This window comes from Acinetobacter sp. V110_1 (genome assembly GCF_031798975.1).
Taxonomy (GTDB): Bacteria; Pseudomonadota; Gammaproteobacteria; order Pseudomonadales; family Moraxellaceae; genus Acinetobacter; species Acinetobacter nosocomialis_A.
Genome location: NZ_JAVQNN010000013.1, coordinates 188,967 through 206,164, shown reverse-complemented (window position 1 = coordinate 206,164; position 17,198 = coordinate 188,967). Strand labels below are relative to the sequence as shown.

At 40.2% G+C, this 17,198-nt stretch carries 16 protein-coding genes; 2 read left to right on the top strand and 14 right to left on the bottom strand.

Annotated elements, in window-relative coordinates; all coding sequences use genetic code 11:
• Positions 1 to 4: 4 nt before the first annotated feature.
• Positions 5 to 1,927: a threonine--tRNA ligase gene (thrS, locus tag RMA95_RS03505; RefSeq protein ID WP_019456642.1), complete on the bottom strand. Its 1,923-nt coding sequence runs from the start codon at positions 1,925 to 1,927 to the stop codon at positions 5 to 7.
• Positions 1,928 to 2,339: 412 nt separating this feature from the next.
• Here thrS and RMA95_RS03500 point away from each other — a divergent pair, with 412 nt between their 5' ends.
• Positions 2,340 to 3,968, top strand: coding sequence for an acyl-CoA synthetase (locus tag RMA95_RS03500; protein ID WP_207693296.1), 1,629 nt, complete (start codon positions 2,340 to 2,342; stop codon positions 3,966 to 3,968).
• 60 nt (positions 3,969 to 4,028) lie between these two features.
• Here the strand turns inward: RMA95_RS03500 and yjgA are convergent, their stop codons facing one another.
• The 9 genes from yjgA to mazG all read right to left on the bottom strand — a co-directional run bounded on the left by yjgA (position 4,029) and on the right by mazG (position 10,666).
• Positions 4,029 to 4,565, bottom strand: coding sequence for a ribosome biogenesis factor YjgA (gene yjgA, locus RMA95_RS03495; protein ID WP_004883153.1), 537 nt, complete (start codon positions 4,563 to 4,565; stop codon positions 4,029 to 4,031).
• Positions 4,566 to 4,567: 2 nt separating this feature from the next.
• Complete coding sequence (locus RMA95_RS03490) at positions 4,568 to 4,837, bottom strand: HPr family phosphocarrier protein (protein ID WP_019458135.1); 270 nt, start codon at positions 4,835 to 4,837, stop codon at positions 4,568 to 4,570.
• Positions 4,834 to 5,685, bottom strand: coding sequence for an RNase adapter RapZ (rapZ, locus tag RMA95_RS03485; RefSeq protein WP_042076255.1), 852 nt, complete (start codon positions 5,683 to 5,685; stop codon positions 4,834 to 4,836). Before rapZ ends, RMA95_RS03490 begins: the two co-directional genes overlap by 4 nt.
• A gap of 22 nt (positions 5,686 to 5,707) precedes the next feature.
• Positions 5,708 to 6,556, bottom strand: coding sequence for a pantoate--beta-alanine ligase (gene panC / locus RMA95_RS03480; RefSeq protein WP_042076257.1), 849 nt, complete (start codon positions 6,554 to 6,556; stop codon positions 5,708 to 5,710).
• Positions 6,557 to 6,559: 3 nt separating this feature from the next.
• Complete coding sequence (panB, locus tag RMA95_RS03475) at positions 6,560 to 7,369, bottom strand: 3-methyl-2-oxobutanoate hydroxymethyltransferase (RefSeq protein WP_032047472.1); 810 nt, start codon at positions 7,367 to 7,369, stop codon at positions 6,560 to 6,562.
• A gap of 43 nt (positions 7,370 to 7,412) precedes the next feature.
• The gene (gene folK, locus RMA95_RS03470) at positions 7,413 to 7,895 is read right to left on the bottom strand and encodes a 2-amino-4-hydroxy-6-hydroxymethyldihydropteridine diphosphokinase (RefSeq protein WP_031982042.1); all 483 of its coding nucleotides are present in this window, start codon (positions 7,893 to 7,895) and stop codon (positions 7,413 to 7,415) included.
• Complete coding sequence (gene pcnB, locus RMA95_RS03465; protein WP_233930186.1) at positions 7,892 to 9,355, bottom strand: polynucleotide adenylyltransferase PcnB; 1,464 nt, start codon at positions 9,353 to 9,355, stop codon at positions 7,892 to 7,894. Before pcnB ends, folK begins: the two co-directional genes overlap by 4 nt.
• A gap of 125 nt (positions 9,356 to 9,480) precedes the next feature.
• The gene (locus tag RMA95_RS03460) at positions 9,481 to 9,891 is read right to left on the bottom strand and encodes a ComEA family DNA-binding protein (protein WP_311069597.1); all 411 of its coding nucleotides are present in this window, start codon (positions 9,889 to 9,891) and stop codon (positions 9,481 to 9,483) included.
• The gene (mazG, locus tag RMA95_RS03455; protein WP_311069596.1) at positions 9,860 to 10,666 is read right to left on the bottom strand and encodes a nucleoside triphosphate pyrophosphohydrolase; all 807 of its coding nucleotides are present in this window, start codon (positions 10,664 to 10,666) and stop codon (positions 9,860 to 9,862) included. The genes RMA95_RS03460 and mazG overlap by 32 nt, the downstream gene beginning before the upstream one ends.
• 112 nt (positions 10,667 to 10,778) lie before the next feature.
• Between mazG and RMA95_RS03450 the strand changes: the two genes are divergently transcribed.
• A complete protein-coding gene (locus tag RMA95_RS03450; RefSeq protein ID WP_311069595.1) occupies positions 10,779 to 11,552 on the top strand; it encodes an SDR family oxidoreductase in 774 nt (257 codons plus the stop codon).
• 44 nt (positions 11,553 to 11,596) lie between these two features.
• Here RMA95_RS03450 and RMA95_RS03445 read toward each other — a convergent pair whose 3' ends face one another.
• The 4 genes from RMA95_RS03445 to cysM are packed head-to-tail and all read right to left on the bottom strand — an operon-like array spanning position 11,597 to position 17,098.
• Positions 11,597 to 13,903 (bottom strand): bifunctional (p)ppGpp synthetase/guanosine-3',5'-bis(diphosphate) 3'-pyrophosphohydrolase, encoded by a 2,307-nt coding sequence (locus RMA95_RS03445; RefSeq protein WP_004698623.1) that lies wholly within the window; start codon positions 13,901 to 13,903, stop codon positions 11,597 to 11,599.
• 30 nt (positions 13,904 to 13,933) lie between these two features.
• The gene (gene rlmD / locus RMA95_RS03440; protein WP_311069593.1) at positions 13,934 to 15,325 is read right to left on the bottom strand and encodes a 23S rRNA (uracil(1939)-C(5))-methyltransferase RlmD; all 1,392 of its coding nucleotides are present in this window, start codon (positions 15,323 to 15,325) and stop codon (positions 13,934 to 13,936) included.
• A gap of 9 nt (positions 15,326 to 15,334) precedes the next feature.
• Positions 15,335 to 16,153 carry a 3'-5' exonuclease gene (locus RMA95_RS03435; protein ID WP_311069591.1) on the bottom strand — a complete coding sequence of 273 codons (819 nt, stop codon included), beginning with the start codon at positions 16,151 to 16,153 and terminating at the stop codon, positions 15,335 to 15,337.
• Between the two features lie 12 nt (positions 16,154 to 16,165).
• The gene (gene cysM, locus RMA95_RS03430; RefSeq protein WP_002054567.1) at positions 16,166 to 17,098 is read right to left on the bottom strand and encodes a cysteine synthase CysM; all 933 of its coding nucleotides are present in this window, start codon (positions 17,096 to 17,098) and stop codon (positions 16,166 to 16,168) included.
• Positions 17,099 to 17,198: the final 100 nt, after the last annotated feature.

Genomic DNA, 17,198 nt, shown 5'->3' with positions numbered 1-17,198 from the left:
TTTCTTACTCCACAATATACCGGCCACGTTCGGCGACGGCAGATTTCACTAAGTCAATGAAAGCATCCACTGACATAGTACCTAAATTTTTTCCTGAGCGAGTACGTACATTCACTGTACCTTCTTCAACTTCTCGATCACCAAGAACTAACAGGTAAGGAATGCGCTCTAGAGTACGCTCACGAATCTTAAATCCGATTTTTTCATTTCTCAAGTCAGAAATAGCGCGAAGGCCATTTTCCTTGAGTTTTGCCACAACTTGCTCACTTGCTTCCGCTTGAGCGTCGGTAATGTTCATGACACATGCTTGTACAGGTGACAACCAAGGTGGCATAAAACCAGCGTAGTGTTCAATTAGTATACCAATAAAACGCTCAAAACTACCAAGAATTGCACGGTGCAACATTACAGGCTGATCACGTTCGTTTTCTTCAGTTACATAAGAAGCGTCTAAACGAACTGGCAAGTTGAAGTCACACTGAATGGTACCACATTGCCATACACGACCAAGACAGTCTTTTAAAGAGAACTCAATCTTTGGACCATAGAATGCACCTTCACCCGGCTGCAATTCCCATTTAAGACCGGCTTCATCTAAAGCATCTGCTAAAGATTTTTCAGCTAAATCCCAAAGTGCGTCATCACCTACACGCTTTTCCGGGCGAGTAGATAACTTCATTTGAACTTCTTCAAAGCCAAAGTCTTTATAAACATCTAAAGTGAGTTTAATAAAGTCTGCAACTTCTTTACCGATCTGTTCTTTAGTACAGAAGATATGTGCATCATCTTGTGTAAAGCCACGAACACGCATAATACCGTGTAAAGAACCAGATGGTTCATTACGGTGACAAGAACCAAACTCAGCTAAACGAATTGGTAAATCACGGTAAGATTTTAATCCTTGGTTGAACACTTGAACGTGACAAGGACAGTTCATTGGTTTTACAGCATAGTTACGACTTTCTGAATGAGTCGTAAACATGTTTTCTGCATAGTTTGCTGCGTGACCAGATTTCTCCCAAAGCGTAAAATCTACGATTTGCGGAGTTTTAATTTCTTGGTAACCATTGTCTTGCTGAACTTTACGCATGTACTGCTCTAGTACTTGATAAATAGTCCAACCATTTGCATGCCAGAACACCATACCCGGTGCTTCTTCTTGCATATGGAATAAGTCTAATGCTTTACCAATTTTACGGTGGTCACGCTTTTCAGCTTCTTCAATACGCTTGATATAAGCTGCTAACTGTTTTTTATCAGCCCAAGCAGTACCGTAAATACGTTGAAGCTGTTCATTCTTCGCATCACCACGCCAGTAAGCACCAGAGATTTTAGTGAGCTTGAATGATTTTAAGAATTTTGTATTCGGTACGTGAGGACCACGACACATATCTAAATAATCTTGATGGTAGTACAAGCCCATTTGTGTTTCTTCAGGCATGTCTGCAATCAAGCGTAATTTGTATTCTTCACCACGAGCAGTAAATTCAGCAATAACTTCATCACGTGGAGTCATTTTTTTAACAACATCGTAATCTTGATCGATGAGCTTTTTCATACGCTCTTCGATTGCTGCCATATCATCTAATGTAAAAGGACGTGGCATCCAGATGTCGTAATAGAAACCTTCTTCGATGACCGGACCAATCACCATCTTTGCTTCAGGGAAAAGTTGCTTTACTGCATGCCCTACAAGGTGTGCACAAGAGTGGCGAATGATCTCAAGACCTTCTTCATCTTTTGGAGTGATAATTTGTAAGGTCGAGTCTTCGGTAATTAAGTCACATGCATCAACTAAGCGATCATTTACTCGTCCAGCAACAGTATTTTTTGCTAAACCAGGCCCAATACTTTGAGCGACTTCCATAACAGATACAGGGTGATCAAAACTCTTTTGATCGCCATTTGGCAATGTGATAATTGGCATAGAAAAATCCTTAAGGAGTGATGCCCTATACGAAGGAGCATTTCACCGCGAGATTATGATCGAGGCAAGCCTCAAAATATAAAAACGGTGTAAATCAAAATTAAAAAACCTGAAAGATTTTACACTTGTTCAAGCCAAGTGAAAACCTTTGTGCTCATAAAATCATAAATACATTTTGCTTATACGGTAAACAGCAATAAATGACTTTAATAAGCGCTCTACCTAAATTTTAAGAAATACATAAATAGGATAATTATTCATCAGAACTGTTTTAAGATGTTGGAAATAGCATTTGTGCTCATTTCCTGACTGAGGGGTATTTCTGTTTAAGACTAAAGCATTAATGCTTTGATTAATATTAAGTCATATTTTCAAAGAATGAATTAAAAAATAGAACATGGAGTTATTTCACATGGTTAGTGCATACGATGAATTACCACGCACACCCGCAAACTTTGTTGCGTTATCCCCTCTGCGCTATTTAGAACGTGCAGCTTATATCTATCCAGACCAAGCATCTATCATTCATGGTAACCGTCAGATTTCATGGAAAGAAACTTACCAGCGCTGCCGACAGTTTGCTTCTCAACTTCAACAATTAGGTATAACTAAAAACGATACTGTTTCAGTCTTATTGCCAAATGTACCAGCAATGATCGAAGCCCATTTTGCTGTACCTATGGCTGGTGCTGTTCTTAACACACTAAATACTCGTTTAGATGCTAAAACCATCGCTTTTATGCTGGAGCATGCTGAAACTAAAGTGCTTTTGGTTGACCCAGAGTTTGTTAATTTAGCCAGAGAAGCTCTATCGCTCATTCCCAACCAACATATTATTGTGATTGATGTGGCTGATGAAGAATATGAGGGTGAAAACCAATTTATTGGTTCGTTTGAATATGAAGAATGGATAGCTCAAGGTGATACTGATTTCGAATGGCATTTACCGCAAGATGAATGGGATGCAATTAGCTTAAATTACACTTCCGGCACAACAGGTAACCCTAAGGGTGTGGTTTATCATCACCGAGGTGCTTATTTGAATGCAGCTAGTAATATTTTAGCCTGTGGCATGAAACCTCGAGCTGTTTATTTATGGACACTTCCTCTGTTCCATTGTAACGGTTGGTGCTTTGCATGGAGTATTGCAGCAAGTGGCGGAACCAATATTTGTTTGCGTAAAGTCGATCCTGAACTGGTGATGCAGCTTATTGCAAAACATAAGGTTGATTACTTCTGTGGTGCTCCTATTGTCCTGTCCATGATTATTAACCTACCGAAAGAAAAACAACCAAACATACAGCATCATGTTGAAGTTATGGTGGCAGGTGCTGCACCACCTGTCGCTGTAATTGAAGGTATGCGAAATATTGGAATCAATGTCAACCACGTTTACGGTTTAACTGAAACCTATGGGCCATCTGCGCTTTGTGCCTCTCAGGCCGGATGGAGCGATCTCTCCATTACCGAGCAAGCGCAACTACACTCTCGTCAGGGTGTGCCTTATCCACTTCAAGATAGTATGCGAGTACTAGACCCTGAGACGATGCAGCCCGTTCCGAATGACGGCGAAACCATGGGAGAAATTATGTTCCGTGGCAACATTGTCATGAAGGGATATTTAAAAAATCCTAAGGCAACTGAAGAAGCTTTTGCGGGCGGTTGGTTCCACACTGGAGACTTAGCGGTTTGCCACCCAGATGGCTATGCAAAAATCACTGACCGCTCCAAAGATATTATTATTTCAGGTGGAGAAAATATCTCATCTTTAGAGGTGGAAGACGTTTTATATAAACATCCAGCAGTTTTAACGGCGGCTGTTGTGGCAAAACCTGATGAACGTTGGCAAGAAGTACCATGTGCATTTATTGAATTAAAAACAGGTGCTACAGTGACTCCTGAAGAAATTATTGCACATTGTCAAAAAGAACTGGCGCGTTTTAAAGTTCCCAAAGATGTAGTGATTACTGAAATTCCAAAAACCTCAACAGGCAAATTGCAAAAATTCATTTTGCGTGAATGGGCAAAAGAACGCGTTTAAACAATATCGGAAATAAAAAAGCGACGTATCTAACGTCGCTTTTTTTTAGTTAAAACGGTATTAACCTTGATCTGACAATAAAGCGACTTGCTGCACGTAGTTAATAAACTTACCTTTAGATGCTTCAAGATCTGCTTCCGCAACTTGCTGAGTTTTATCACGGTTAATTCTTAACACATGCTGACGCAAAGTATGACGTTCAGATGCATTATAGATTTTACTAAACTCATTAATTGCAGGGTCGCCCTGCTCGATCATACGATCTACCCAACGCATCAATTGAGCTTGTTTTTTCGCGCCTTGTTGAGGAGTCAAATAAGATAAAATGACGGTCTCATCTTCATTACGCAAGAGTTTACCAACACGCTGAAACTGGCGACGACGCGCTTCAAACGAGCTAATATTCTGGACTTCTAAAAGAGCATCAATTAAACGCTCATCAACCGGAAGTTTTTGAATCTGTTTGATAGAAAGTTGTGCTAACTGCTCACCTAAAGCAGCCATACGTTGAACTGCTTTTTTCTGTTCGGTTTTACTTGCACGTCCTTCTAAAGAATCAAAATCTTCTTCAGTATAACGCTGGGGACGACGTGCCACGATTAATCTGCCTCATAAAATTTTGCGGCGAATAACGCCTGTACTTCATTTAATGCCTGTTCTTCGTCAGCGCCATCAATGACCAAACGTAAAGTGGTCCCTTTTCCTGCACCCAACATCAGTAACGACATAATATTCTTTGCATCTACTAAATGATCGCCCTTACCAATCTGAATTGATGAACGAAACTTCGTAGTGACCTCTATCAGTTTTCCTGATGCACGTGCATGTAAACCGAGTTTATTAATTACATCAACAGTTGTGTCTATCATGACCAGTGCTTCATTTCTCTGTGTAAGACCTGAACAGACCATTCTGCCTCAAGTGCTTGTTTTAGTCTATCTACCATATAAACTGAACGATGCTGGCCGCCTGTGCAACCTATTGAAACCGTCATATAGTGACGATGCCCTTCAGCAAATGCCGGCAACCATTTTTTTAAGAAGTGATGTATGTCCTCAAACATTTCGTTTGCTTGTGGACTTGCTTCTAAAAACTGCTTAACTGGCTCGTCTAAACCAGAAAAGCGGCGTAATTCTAAATCCCAATGCGGATTTGGTAAATGCCGTACGTCAAAAACATAGTCGGCATCTAAAGGAATGCCATGTTTATAACCAAATGACTGCAATATAACAATCAGATTATCTGACTGCCCTAATTTCGACAGCAAAATATGTTTTAAATCATGAACACTTTTATCGGTAGTATCAATATGAACGGTAGCGCGGAACTGAATTGGAATCAGTAACTGCTTTTCTTCATGAATACATTGTAAAAGGCTTTTGAAACGGTTCGCCAACGGATGTGGACGACGCGAAGCACTAAATCGTGCAATCAAATCCTGATCTTGTGTCGTCAGATAAATCACATCAACCGTACCATGTTTTTGTAATTGCTCAAAAACATGGTCGAACTCTTGCATATCAGCCCGTGTACTTCGAACATCTACACCTAAAGCCAGTTGCTCAAGATTATTTTCATGATCTAGCTTTGCCACAATTTCAGGCAGCAATGCCAAAGGTAAATTATCAATACAGTAATAGCCCAAATCTTCTAATACCTGAAGAGCTGAAGATTTTCCTGAACCAGACTGTCCTGTCACGATAAGTATACGCTTCATGGCATGGCTGTCCTTTTATGTATTATTGAGGTGTAAAGGCAACTTGTAAATTATCAATTAAACGTGTTGCGCCCAATTTAGCCGCGACAAACAACACAATATCGCGATCAAACTGAGAAACAGCTAACAAGTTCGGCTGACGAGCTTCCACATAATCCACAACAAAACCATTGTCTGTCAACAGCGTTTTTAAATCTGCCAAGACTTGTTGTAAATCTTTACCTTGGTGTAATTGCTCTTCAGCTTGCTTTAGACCTTGATAGATGACTGGTGCAGTTTGACGTTGTTCAGAAGTCAAATAACCATTTCTTGAACTAAGTGCTAAACCATCGGCCGCACGAACAATGGGCACGCCAATCACTTCTAATGGAATATTTAAGTCTTGTACAAACTGGCGAATCACTGCTAACTGTTGGTAATCTTTTTGACCAAAGAAAGCATAATTCGGTTGCACAATATTAAAGAGTTTTGTGACAACCAGTGCTACGCCATCAAAGTGTCCCGGACGTGAACTACCACACAAGTCATCGGTAATCTGGCTAACACTAATGTTAGTTAAACGAGGCTGTGTACCGTACATTTGCTCAACTGAAGGTGCAAAAATAATATCACAACCAACATCAGCAAGTAGGCGACTGTCCTGCTCTAAAGTACGTGGATAGTTATCAAAATCTTCACCTGGACCAAATTGGGTCGGGTTCACGAAGATGCTTACAACCACAACATCACATAACTTTTTCGCTTCACGAACAAGGGTGAGATGGCCTTCATGTAGATTTCCCATAGTTGGGACAAAACCAATGATTTTACGTGCAGCTCTAGCAGGATTTAAAGAAGCAGCTAAGCCTTGTATAGTGGTTTCTGTTTTCATGAATTACAGCTCAACTTGGAAAGTATGTTCTTTGGCTGGGAACGACTGGTCCTGTACAGCAGCGTGAAAAGCTTTAAAAGCATCTAAAATTGCTGTTTCACCAGATTGTTCTTTCATAAAGTTACGCACAAAACGTGCAACCTTGCCAAACGTCAAACCTAACATGTCTTGTACTACAAGTACCTGACCATCAGTCGCATTACCCGCCCCAATACCAATTACAGGAGTATTCGGGAATAATTCAGCAATTTCTTGGCCCAACTGTGCTGGAACGCATTCAAGCAATAGTACCGCCGCTCCAGCTTCAACCACAGCCGTACAGTCAGCAATCAGTTGATCAGCAGCTTCACGGGTTCTAGCTTGTAGTTTGTAGCCACCAAATACATGTACAGACTGAGGTGTTAAACCTAAATGTACGCATACAGGTACACCATTACGTGTTAACACTTGTACGGTTTCACTTAGCCATGCACCACCTTCGATTTTGATCATCTGGGCACCAGCTTGCATAACTGTTTTCGCATTCTGCAAAGCATCGTTTAAAGTGGCATAACTCATAAATGGTAAATCAGTCATAATCAATGCATGCTGATTACCACGGCGCACCGCCGCTGTATGATAAGCCATGTCTTCAACAGTTACAGGTAAAGTTGAGTCACGACCTTGAATTGCCATTCCAAGAGAATCACCAATTAAGATAGTATCAATTTCAGCAAGTTCCATTGCTTTTGCCATACTTGCATCGTAACAAGTTAGACAAGAGAACTTACGTCCTTCGGCTTTAAATTTTCTTAAGTCACTTAGACTAATCATGATGGTATCCTCTACAGGAGTTTGCAGAACGTATAAGTCAGGCTTAAGCCCAAGACTCATCAGCAAGTACAGTCAGCGTCGGCTGCTGTAAGAGTTCTAAATTTTTAAGTGGCTGATCATCGATATGTAAATCAGCGTCTAAATCTAATAAAGGAATCACAACAAAATCTCGTTGCAAGATTCCTACATGCGGCACAGTTAAGCGCTCATTTTGTATTTTTTCATTGCCATAAATCAGTAGATCAAGATCTAAAGTTCGCTCTCCCCAATGACGGAGTCTCACTCGCCCAGCTTCCTGTTCAAAACGCTGTAAATGGTCGAGTAAATCAAGCGGAAGTAACTCAGTTTTTAGCTGAGCTACTGCATTTAGATAATTCGGTTGATCTTGAGGACCCATCGGTGGGCTTTGGTACAGTTTGGATACCTTCACTTCACCAATAGATTTAAGCTTGGCTATCGCTTCAGACAAAATTTGGCGTGAGTCACCTAGGTTACTTCCTAAGCCAATATATGTGGTTACTGTCATTGCGTAGGTCCAAAAATAACTTGGCTCAAATCACGTTGTACCCGCTTACGCTTTAAGATTGGGTGATCGCTCGTCATATTGGTTTGTGATGCGGAAGATTTTTCCATAAAACGGTCAACAGACTGCTCTTGTCGTGCACGTTCTTTCTTGCCACGACGGCTTCGAGGCTCTGGAACATCCACCAAAGGCTCAATTTCTGCATCAACTCTATTGTTCTCAACAGGTTCAGCAGCAACCTTACGACGACTTTTCGCTTTTTGACGATTATATTGGCTAATCGCAGCTTCTTTTTCGTCATTTGACATTTCTTGGTAAGCATCCCACCAGCTTCCCATTCCTTGTGTTGTGTCATCACCTGACTTTTCACGAAGTAATAAGAAGTCAAAGCCTGCACGGAAACGCGCATGGCTTGCCAATGCTTCAATTTGCTGTGGCTTTGGGTTAAGCAATCGAGTTTGCATTTCCCAAACTTCACGAATAAAAGTTTCGGCAAAACGAGGAATGACTGTACGTGTGGCTTGACGTTTTAAAACATCTAAACCAGCTTGGGCACGAGCTTCAGCTGGAACTACACCTTTCGTTAAATAAAAGTCACAACGTTCTAAAAATGGCTGCCACAATAAAACTGCATAAAAAAATGCAGGGTTAATGGTTTTACCAATTTGAATACGTTGATCTGTATTTTTTGCAGCACGTTGAATAAATGGCGTCAAATCTGGGCGAATATCAGCAAAAAGCTGTTTCCACACGCCAAATTCAATCAGCATTGGTAATACACGTGCCAAATGACCCATTGTGAAAAGCTTCTGAGACTCATCGTATAAACGGTGCGGAGAAACATCACGAAGCAACTGCGTCATCTCAACATCAAAAATATCGAGAATCGCTGGATCAATTTTAAAATTTAGCTTCGCTGCAAAACGTAACGTCCGTAGCATACGCACCGGATCTTCTTCAAAACGTTGTACAGGGTCGCCCAATAAACGCAAAGTCTTATTTTTGACATCATCAATTGCTTTACAAAAATCGAGCACAATACCTTTACGTGGTTGGTAGTAAAGCGTATTGATAGAAAAATCGCGTCGAGCAAAGTCCTGTTCAATGGTTCCCCAATTATTGTCACGCAAAATCATGCCTGAAGCATTGGTGACTGCTTTTTTAGGAGGGGCACGGAAAGTAGCAACTTCGATTAGCTCACGCCCTGAATAGACATGTGCCAATTCAAATCGACGGCCAATAATTCGGCATCGACGACCAAAAACTTCTTTAATTTGAGAAGGTGTTGCATTGGTGACTGCATCGAAATCTTTAGGATTGAGTCCTAGCATTAAATCACGGACACCACCCCCAACAATATAAGCTTCATAGCCTGCTTTGTTCAGACTATCGATCACATCTAAAATCGAAGAAGGAAGTTGGGCTGTGGACAAACCACATTTTGACGCTCGCAAGGTTTGCAAAAGACGCTGTCTCCTACGTCAGGACGTAAATAACAAGTTGTCGCTAATCATAGCTCTAACACACACAAAGGGCAATTTGATTCTCTTTAGATTGCGCAGGAAATGATAATTGACGAACACAACTTTTATAAGGTTAAACGTGATTTATTTTTTTCAAAAATAGCAGGTCCGATTCCTTTGACGTTTTTAATTTCGTCAATATTTTTAAAACTTCCGTTCTTCTGTCTATATTCTACTATCGCTTGCGCCTTTTTCTCACCGACACCTTTTAACTGCTGAAACTCACTTACAGTAGCCTGATTCAAGTGAATTTGCCCTGTAGAGTCATTAGAACTCTGAGTGTGAGAATTTTTAGAAGCATAAGAATGAGAAGGCTTAGAGACGTTTAACTTTTGGTCATACATCTGCTGTTTAGCCTTCCATTCTTGAAAGTTCTGGTCAAAAGATTGAGCAAAAACCGAAGGTGAAATTACCCCTAAGCACAACATCATTAAAATAAAACACTTATTTTTCCAAAGTCTCATGCTGTATTGCATGTCGTTTTTCCCCTGAATGTAATTGTCGTTTTGCTTGGTTCCACAATTCATCCATCTCGGACAAGGTCATGTCTTCTAATGTTCTTTGCTGTTTTATGGCTTGCTCTTCAATAAAAGCAAAACGACTTCTAAATTTATGTATGGTCGATAAAAGTGAAGTTTCACTTGAAATGTTAAGTTTACGTCCTACATTGACTAATGAAAACAGACAATCTCCAAATTCATCTTGAATTTCATCAATATTTTGATTTTTTAGCGCTTCTTTAAACTCATCTAGTTCTTCTTCTAGTTTTGTATAAGCATCTTCTACTGTTTCAAAATCGAACCCGACTTTTGCGACATTTTTTTGAATTTCCTGTGCTTGAGACAGTGCTGGCCCATGTTTAATTTCATCTAATCTCGATTGTGGCTTGCCTTGCTTTTCTTGTTGTTTAATTTGTTTCCATAACTCACTGACTTGTTCGGGTGTTAAGTTATTAAATTGATCAGCTTGAAAAACATGTGGATGACGTCTTACCAATTTTTCACTAATTGCCTCAACTACATCTTGAAAATTGAATGCCCCTTGCTCACTAAACATTTGTGATTGAAATACAACTTGTAGTAGCAAATCACCCAACTCATTTCGAATCTCATCAATATCGCCCTGACGAATGGCAGCTTCGACTTCATATGCTTCTTCAATTGCATATTTAGTCAGTGACATTGGGGTTTGCTGTTGATCCCACGGACATTTTTCACGTAGCTCTTGCATAATTTTAAGCAATTTATCCATGGTAACCCTCAAGTTAAAAAAGTCGGTCAGTAAATTTAAAATCTTAATTTGCTATGATCAAAATTAAAGCGGCAAATCATTCGCCCTATTGTAACGATAAAGAGAAAAAAAGATGAAACACAGCATTCTGATTAGTGGCGCAGCTCAAGGTATTGGAGCAGAAATTGCACAGGTATTTTACAATCAAGGATATAAAGTAGGCATTTATGATATTAACGAATCACTTGCTCAAAGCTTAGCAACAGAGTTAGGACCTAATGCATGCGCTGGCTATTTAGATGTTAGTGATTACAGCCAGTGGCAACTTATATTAAAAGAATTTACCGACTGGGCTGGCGAGCTTAATATTTTGGTGAATAATGCAGGGATTTTATATTCCGGATCCTTTGAAAATATCGATATCAAGTCCCACCAAAGAACAATCAATATTAATGTAAACGGTGTAATCAATGGTTGCCATGCTGCACTCCCTTATTTAAAGCAAGCTTCTTTTGCACGAGTCATTAATCTCTCTTCAGCTTCTGCAATTTACGGGCAAGCTGACCTTGTTTCTTATTCAGCCAGTAAATTTGCAGTTCGCGGGATTACCGAAGGTTTAGATGTGGAATGGAAAAAATACGGTATTCGTGTTTTAGATGTGATGCCTTTATTTGTACAAACCGCAATGGTCAATAATATGGATGCAGGTTCTATTCAAAACATGGGAGTCGATTTAACGCCTAATGATATTGCTCAACAGGTGCTTTCACTTGTAGAGAAAAAAGCTCATTTCTGGACACCGACTCACACTCCAGTTGGTATAAAAACCAAACTGCTTTATCAACTCTCAACAATAAGTCCGCAGTTTTTAAATCGTTTAACTAACATTTACTTATCAAGAAAGTAGCTTATAAAAAAGGCCGTCAATTGACGGCCTTTTTCTCAATTTAGTTAAACACCTTGAATCATGCGTCGTGCGCTAATAATTCCAGGTTGCTGTTCTAAACGAGCCAACAAACGTGAAAGCTGAGCCAAACCTTTGACCTCAATGAGCAACTTCATATTGGCAATACCATCAGCCTCAGAAATTGTATTCACCTGACGGATATTAATCTGGTCAGAGAAAATCACTTGAGTTAAGTCTTTGAGTAAGCCACGACGATCATAAGCTTCAACTACAATTTGAACACTTTGACCACGAGTTGGCTGCATCTCCCAATCCGCTTCAACAGCACGTTCTGGCTCTTGCTTGATCATACGTTGATAATCAGAACACAAGACTTTGTGAATACTTACCCCACGGTTCAATGTGATATAGCCAGCAATTGATTCGCCATGGACTGGTTGGCAACACTGTGCAATATGTAGCTCTACGTTGTCTAAACCATCAATCAAAATACCATGTGCAGACAAAGTATGGCTGGCACGTGGGTTTAATGTTGGCTTAAGTACCAGTTCAGGCTCATCCTGATCCAGATGCATTTGACGATTAATCTGGTTAATCAAGGCATGCAGGCTTATATCGCCGCTAACCAGATTAACCAAAATATCATCGCCTGTTTTCACATTAAAATGTGATGAGTAGTCGTTGAGATCGATACTCTTCGGGTGAATCGCCAATCGAGACAATTCTTTGTTCAGCAACTCACGACCAACTTCAAGGTTCTTACTACGATCTTGCTGTCTAAACCAGTGACGTAGCTTGTCACGTGCACGAGATGTCTTGATATAACCTAGAGAGTTCACCAACCAATCACGGTTTGGTTCACGATCTTTCTTGGTTAAAATCTCAACCTGCTCACCTGTTTTTAATGTATAGGTTAATGGCACGTAGCGCTGGTTAACACGCGCTGCATAACATTTATTTCCTACCTCTGTATGCACATGATAGGCAAAGTCTAAAACAGTTGAACCACGTGGTAATTCTTTAATATCACCATCACGGCTAAAGACATAAATCTTTTCAAAACCTTCAAAGTCTTGAAGTTGATCAAAGCCTTCTGTCTCATCTTCATTTTGATGTACTGTTGTTTCATTACGCTCTTGGTAATGTTCCAAAACAGCACGAAGCGAGTGCAAACGGTGGTTAAAAGAGTGGTCTGTATTCTTTGAACCTTCTTTATAGTTAAAGTGCGAACACACACCTAACTCTGCTTCGTCATGCATCTCATGAGTACGGATTTGTACCTCTAAAGATTTATTCTCAGCAATAACAGCAGTATGTAATGAGCGATAACCATTAGCTTTCGGGTTGGTAATATAGTCATCGAACTGATGTGGGATATGACGCCAAATTTGATGAACAATACCTAATGAGTGATAACACTCCGGTACGCTATTGACCAATACACGTAAGGCACGGATATCATAAAGCTGATCGAAACTCAGGTTTTTGCTCTTCATTTTTCGATAAATCGAATAAATGTGTTTTGCTCGACCTGTAATTTCAGCTTCAATGCCGTAAGACGCCAACTCATTCTTTAAGCGATCAATCACGAACTGAATATAGTGTTCGCGCTCAAGACGCTTTTCATTGAGTAAAGAAGCAATCTCTTTATAACGGTCTGGTGCCAAATAGCGGAAAGCTAAATCTTCTAGTTCCCACTTAAGCTGTGCAATACCCAAACGGTGCGCTAATGGCGAATAAATAGTTAGAATTTCACGTGCGACACGCTCTTGACGCTCACGTGACGAGTTTGCGAGCTCTCGTAAAGAATAAGTACGCTCAGCTAACTTAATTAAAACAACACGAACATCTTCGGTCACAGAAATCAGCATTTTATAAATGCCGCTTAAATGTTCCCGCTGGTTATTATTAAAATGGTCTTCTAATCGTTTATTTTTTTCAATGAGCTCTGAAAGCTTACCCATTGCCAAAGTGCCTTTGACAAGGTTATAGACTTGCTCACCAAATTTGCGCCTCACTTCTTCTATATCAGTAATGTCCTCACGAACACTACGATAAAGCATTGCAGCAGATAAAGTGTCTTCATCTACATGCAAATGCGCAAGAATATCAGCCATTCCAACACCAGTAGCAAATGTATTAGAACGATGATTAACCGTTGAATCTAACTCTTTTTGCAGGGTTAAATGCGCAACCTCTTCGAGTTGTTTAAGCTCTGCCCCATCTAATATTTCACGAACCCGATCCAACCATGAGGCTAAACCGACTTGTGTTTCGGCGGCATGCTCTACAGTCGTTTCCTCTGACAACTCAGTTAGTTGTTCAGGTAACTGTTCACGTACTGTGACCATACCATTCTCCTGGATATGTAACTCATGTTTTTAATCGTTTATCTCTTGAATTTTTTCAAATAAAGCAATTGATTCAACATGTTCTGTGTGCGTAAACATGTCCATAACCGCTGCTTTTTTTAACTGGTACCCATGTTGAGCCAAAACACCTGCATCCCTTGCTAGTGTTGCTGGATTACATGATACATAAACGATTCTTTTTGCTCCAAAATTTGGTACATACTGCATAATTTCATATGCACCAGCACGAGGAGGATCAATCAATAATGCATCAAATCCTTGATTTGCCCAAGAATGATGCGAAAAATCTTTTGTTAAATCTTGTGAAAAGAAGCTCGCTTGCACCAGATTGTTACACTTGGCATTATCCGTTGCTCGTTGCACCATTTCTTCACTTGCTTCCACACCCACAACTTGTCCATTTGCACCAACACATCGTGCAAGTGGAAGCGAAAAATTACCTAATCCACAAAACAGATCCAGTACCCTTTCACCCTGCTGCAATTGAAGCAATTCACATGCCAATTGCACCATTTGTTCATTTACTGTGCCATTGACCTGCGTAAAATCCAATGGCGAAAAAGCAAAATTTACCTCAAATGCATTTAAAGCATAATGTAACCGCATAGCACCTTGCTCTTCATCAATACGACGAAGACTTTCAGGACCTTTAGGTTGCAAATACAATTGCCAGCCTTTGTGTAACGCAAATTGTCTTAATTGGTTGACATCAGAAATGTTTAATTTTTCTACATGACGAACCAATAAAGAAATTTCATCATCACCTTTTGCTAATTCTACATGACCAATATGCGCTTTGCCCTTTAGACTTTGGAGTAAAGTACGCAATTCTGGCAGACTATCTGATAACTTTTTGTCCAAAACACTACATGTATGGATAGAAGTTAAACGATTACTATGATGCTCACGGAAACCTAGAATCAAACGATCCGGTTTTGGCAAATAACGCACACCAATACGCGCTCGACGACGATAATCACTTTGTAAAGATCGAATTGGCTCTAACCACTGTTCAGGTTGAATACCCGCAAAGTGTTGTAAATGTGACTGGAGTACATTTTGCTTTAAGCGAATTTGCTCATCTGGATGGATGTGCTGCATGCTACAGCCACCACAAATACCATAATGAGGACAAACTGCCTCTACACGATTTGGCGAAGGTTCTGCTAAAAGCTCAATCATTTCAGCTTCTTCAAGGCGTTTAGCCTCATGCGTAATTTGAGCCTTTACGGTTTCTCCAGGCAACGCATAACGGATAAATACCTTTTTACCATGCTTATCTGCCGGATGATCCGGATGAGAACCATAGTGCGCAATTCCTCGCCCCTCATGAGAAAGAGTTTCAACCTGAAAAATATATTCAGGTTGCTGAGCTTTGCGAGATTTGGCTTGCTGTTTCAAAGAATGAACCTAAAAATCTAAAGGATTAAAATAGTGGGACGTAAAATCGGTGTGTTTTGAGGTACGTTGCCACACTTCAAGAAAATCGGCCTGTTGAGGCATAGTCTGTAAATATTCAATACTCGAACTAATCCAGTGGTTATGTTCATCTACATTAATTTGGCCTTTAAGTAACAACCAACGCAAATAAATAAACCATGTATTGAGTACATCACCTTCACAATAACTGGTTAACTTTAACCATTGCTGAGTACGTACGTATTCAGGAACATGATACCCCGATTCACCACGTTTACCTGGTAAACCTAAAATACAGGCAACCTCATCAAGTTTCTGGAAATTACGGCCATTAAACATTGCCATCACATCCATTAAATCAATATGACGGTGGTGATAACGGTTTTGATAATTATTAAAACGCTTCTGGCTATCAAGCTCACCTTGATCGAACAAGCCCGGTGCAGAAAGACCATGATACATGGCACGGAACAAAATAACTGGTAAATCAAATTGTGAGCCATTCCAACTCACCAAAGTAGGATGGCGCTTGTCAAAAATAGATAGAAATTTCTGTAAAATTTCAGCTTCTGAATAGTGCTCTCGACTAAAAGAAAACAGTCTAAAACCCGATTCATCAATCCATAAACCAGAGATACAAACGATTTCATGCAATGGCAAACGCTGAAAATCCATACCTGATTCTTGGCGACGGATTTTTGTGAGTGCCTGTTCAACATCTGCATCTGGCAAATCAAGATGATATAAATGCGCTCCCGCTTTTAAATCAGTTAAAGTTTCAATGTCAAAAACTAAAGTTGGGAAACGCATTCTTTCTCTCAATTATGAGTTATCGTCCTGTACTGAGAACAGACCTGTAGACAAGTAGCGATCGCCACGGTCACAGATAATGCACACAATAACAGCTTCCGGATTTTCTTCTGCAATCTTGATGGATGCCCAAACCGCACCACCCGAAGATGTACCAGCACTAATACCTTCCATACGCGCTAATTTACGCATGGTTTTTTCAGCCTCAATTTGAGGAATATCAATAATGCGGTCTACACGACTGCTATCAAAAATTGTTGGTAAATATTCTTTTGGCCAGCGGCGAATACCCGCAATACTTGAACCGTCAGCTGGTTGTAAACCCACAATCTGAATGTCTGGATTTTGTTCTTTTAAATACTTAGAAACACCCATAATGGTACCGGTTGTACCCATTGAGCTTACAAAATGAGTAATTTTACCGCCAGTTTGCTTCCAGATTTCAGGACCTGTCGTCAGGTAATGAGCTTCAACATTATCAGGATTACCAAATTGGTTTAGAACATGACCCTTGCCATCTTTTTCCATTTGCAAAGCTAAATCACGTGCGCCTTCCATACCTTGCTGTGGAGTCACTTCAATCAGTTCTGCGCCATAAGCTAACATCGCATCTTTGCGTTCTTGGCTCATGTTATTTGGCATGATAAGTTTCATTTTATAGCCGCGCATTGCCGCAACCATAGCCAACGCAATACCTGTATTGCCGCTAGTTGCTTCAATTAACGTATCGCCCGGTTTAATTTGACCACGCTTTTCTGCCTGCATAATCATGTTATATGCAGGGCGATCTTTTACAGAACCTGCCGGATTATTACCTTCCAATTTTGCTAAAACCGTTGCCTGCGTATGACAAGCCAAGCGCTGCAAACGGACTAAAGGTGTTTTACCTACATAGTGATCTAACAAAAATTCGTCGGCTAAAAAATCAGGTTGTGTATTACTCATGATCAACACCTAAATCGGGGTGGCACTATTGTATGAAAAAATGATCGGTACTGCACCCATTTCACTATGCTTTTTAATGAAAGTGATTAAAGCCCAGTCA

Bases quoted from the DNA above. Each gene is read 5' to 3' on its own strand.
- mazG (WP_311069596.1), bottom strand. From the start codon at position 10,666: ATGGATAAATTGCTTAAAATTATGCAAGAGCTACGTGAAAAATGTCCG.
- panB (WP_032047472.1), bottom strand. From the start codon at position 7,369: ATGATTAGTCTAAGTGACTTAAGAAAATTTAAAGCCGAAGGACGTAAG.
- RMA95_RS03435 (WP_311069591.1), bottom strand. From the start codon at position 16,153: ATGCGTTTCCCAACTTTAGTTTTTGACATTGAAACTTTAACTGATTTA.
- RMA95_RS03460 (WP_311069597.1), bottom strand. From the start codon at position 9,891: ATGCAATACAGCATGAGACTTTGGAAAAATAAGTGTTTTATTTTAATG.
- RMA95_RS03450 (WP_311069595.1), top strand. From the start codon at position 10,779: ATGAAACACAGCATTCTGATTAGTGGCGCAGCTCAAGGTATTGGAGCA.
- RMA95_RS03500 (WP_207693296.1), top strand. From the start codon at position 2,340: ATGGTTAGTGCATACGATGAATTACCACGCACACCCGCAAACTTTGTT.
- panC (WP_042076257.1), bottom strand. From the start codon at position 6,556: ATGAAAACAGAAACCACTATACAAGGCTTAGCTGCTTCTTTAAATCCT.
- RMA95_RS03445 (WP_004698623.1), bottom strand. From the start codon at position 13,903: ATGGTCACAGTACGTGAACAGTTACCTGAACAACTAACTGAGTTGTCA.
- rapZ (WP_042076255.1), bottom strand. From the start codon at position 5,685: ATGAAGCGTATACTTATCGTGACAGGACAGTCTGGTTCAGGAAAATCT.
- folK (WP_031982042.1), bottom strand. From the start codon at position 7,895: ATGACAGTAACCACATATATTGGCTTAGGAAGTAACCTAGGTGACTCA.
- RMA95_RS03490 (WP_019458135.1), bottom strand. From the start codon at position 4,837: ATGATAGACACAACTGTTGATGTAATTAATAAACTCGGTTTACATGCA.
- cysM (WP_002054567.1), bottom strand. From the start codon at position 17,098: ATGAGTAATACACAACCTGATTTTTTAGCCGACGAATTTTTGTTAGAT.
- thrS (WP_019456642.1), bottom strand. From the start codon at position 1,927: ATGCCAATTATCACATTGCCAAATGGCGATCAAAAGAGTTTTGATCAC.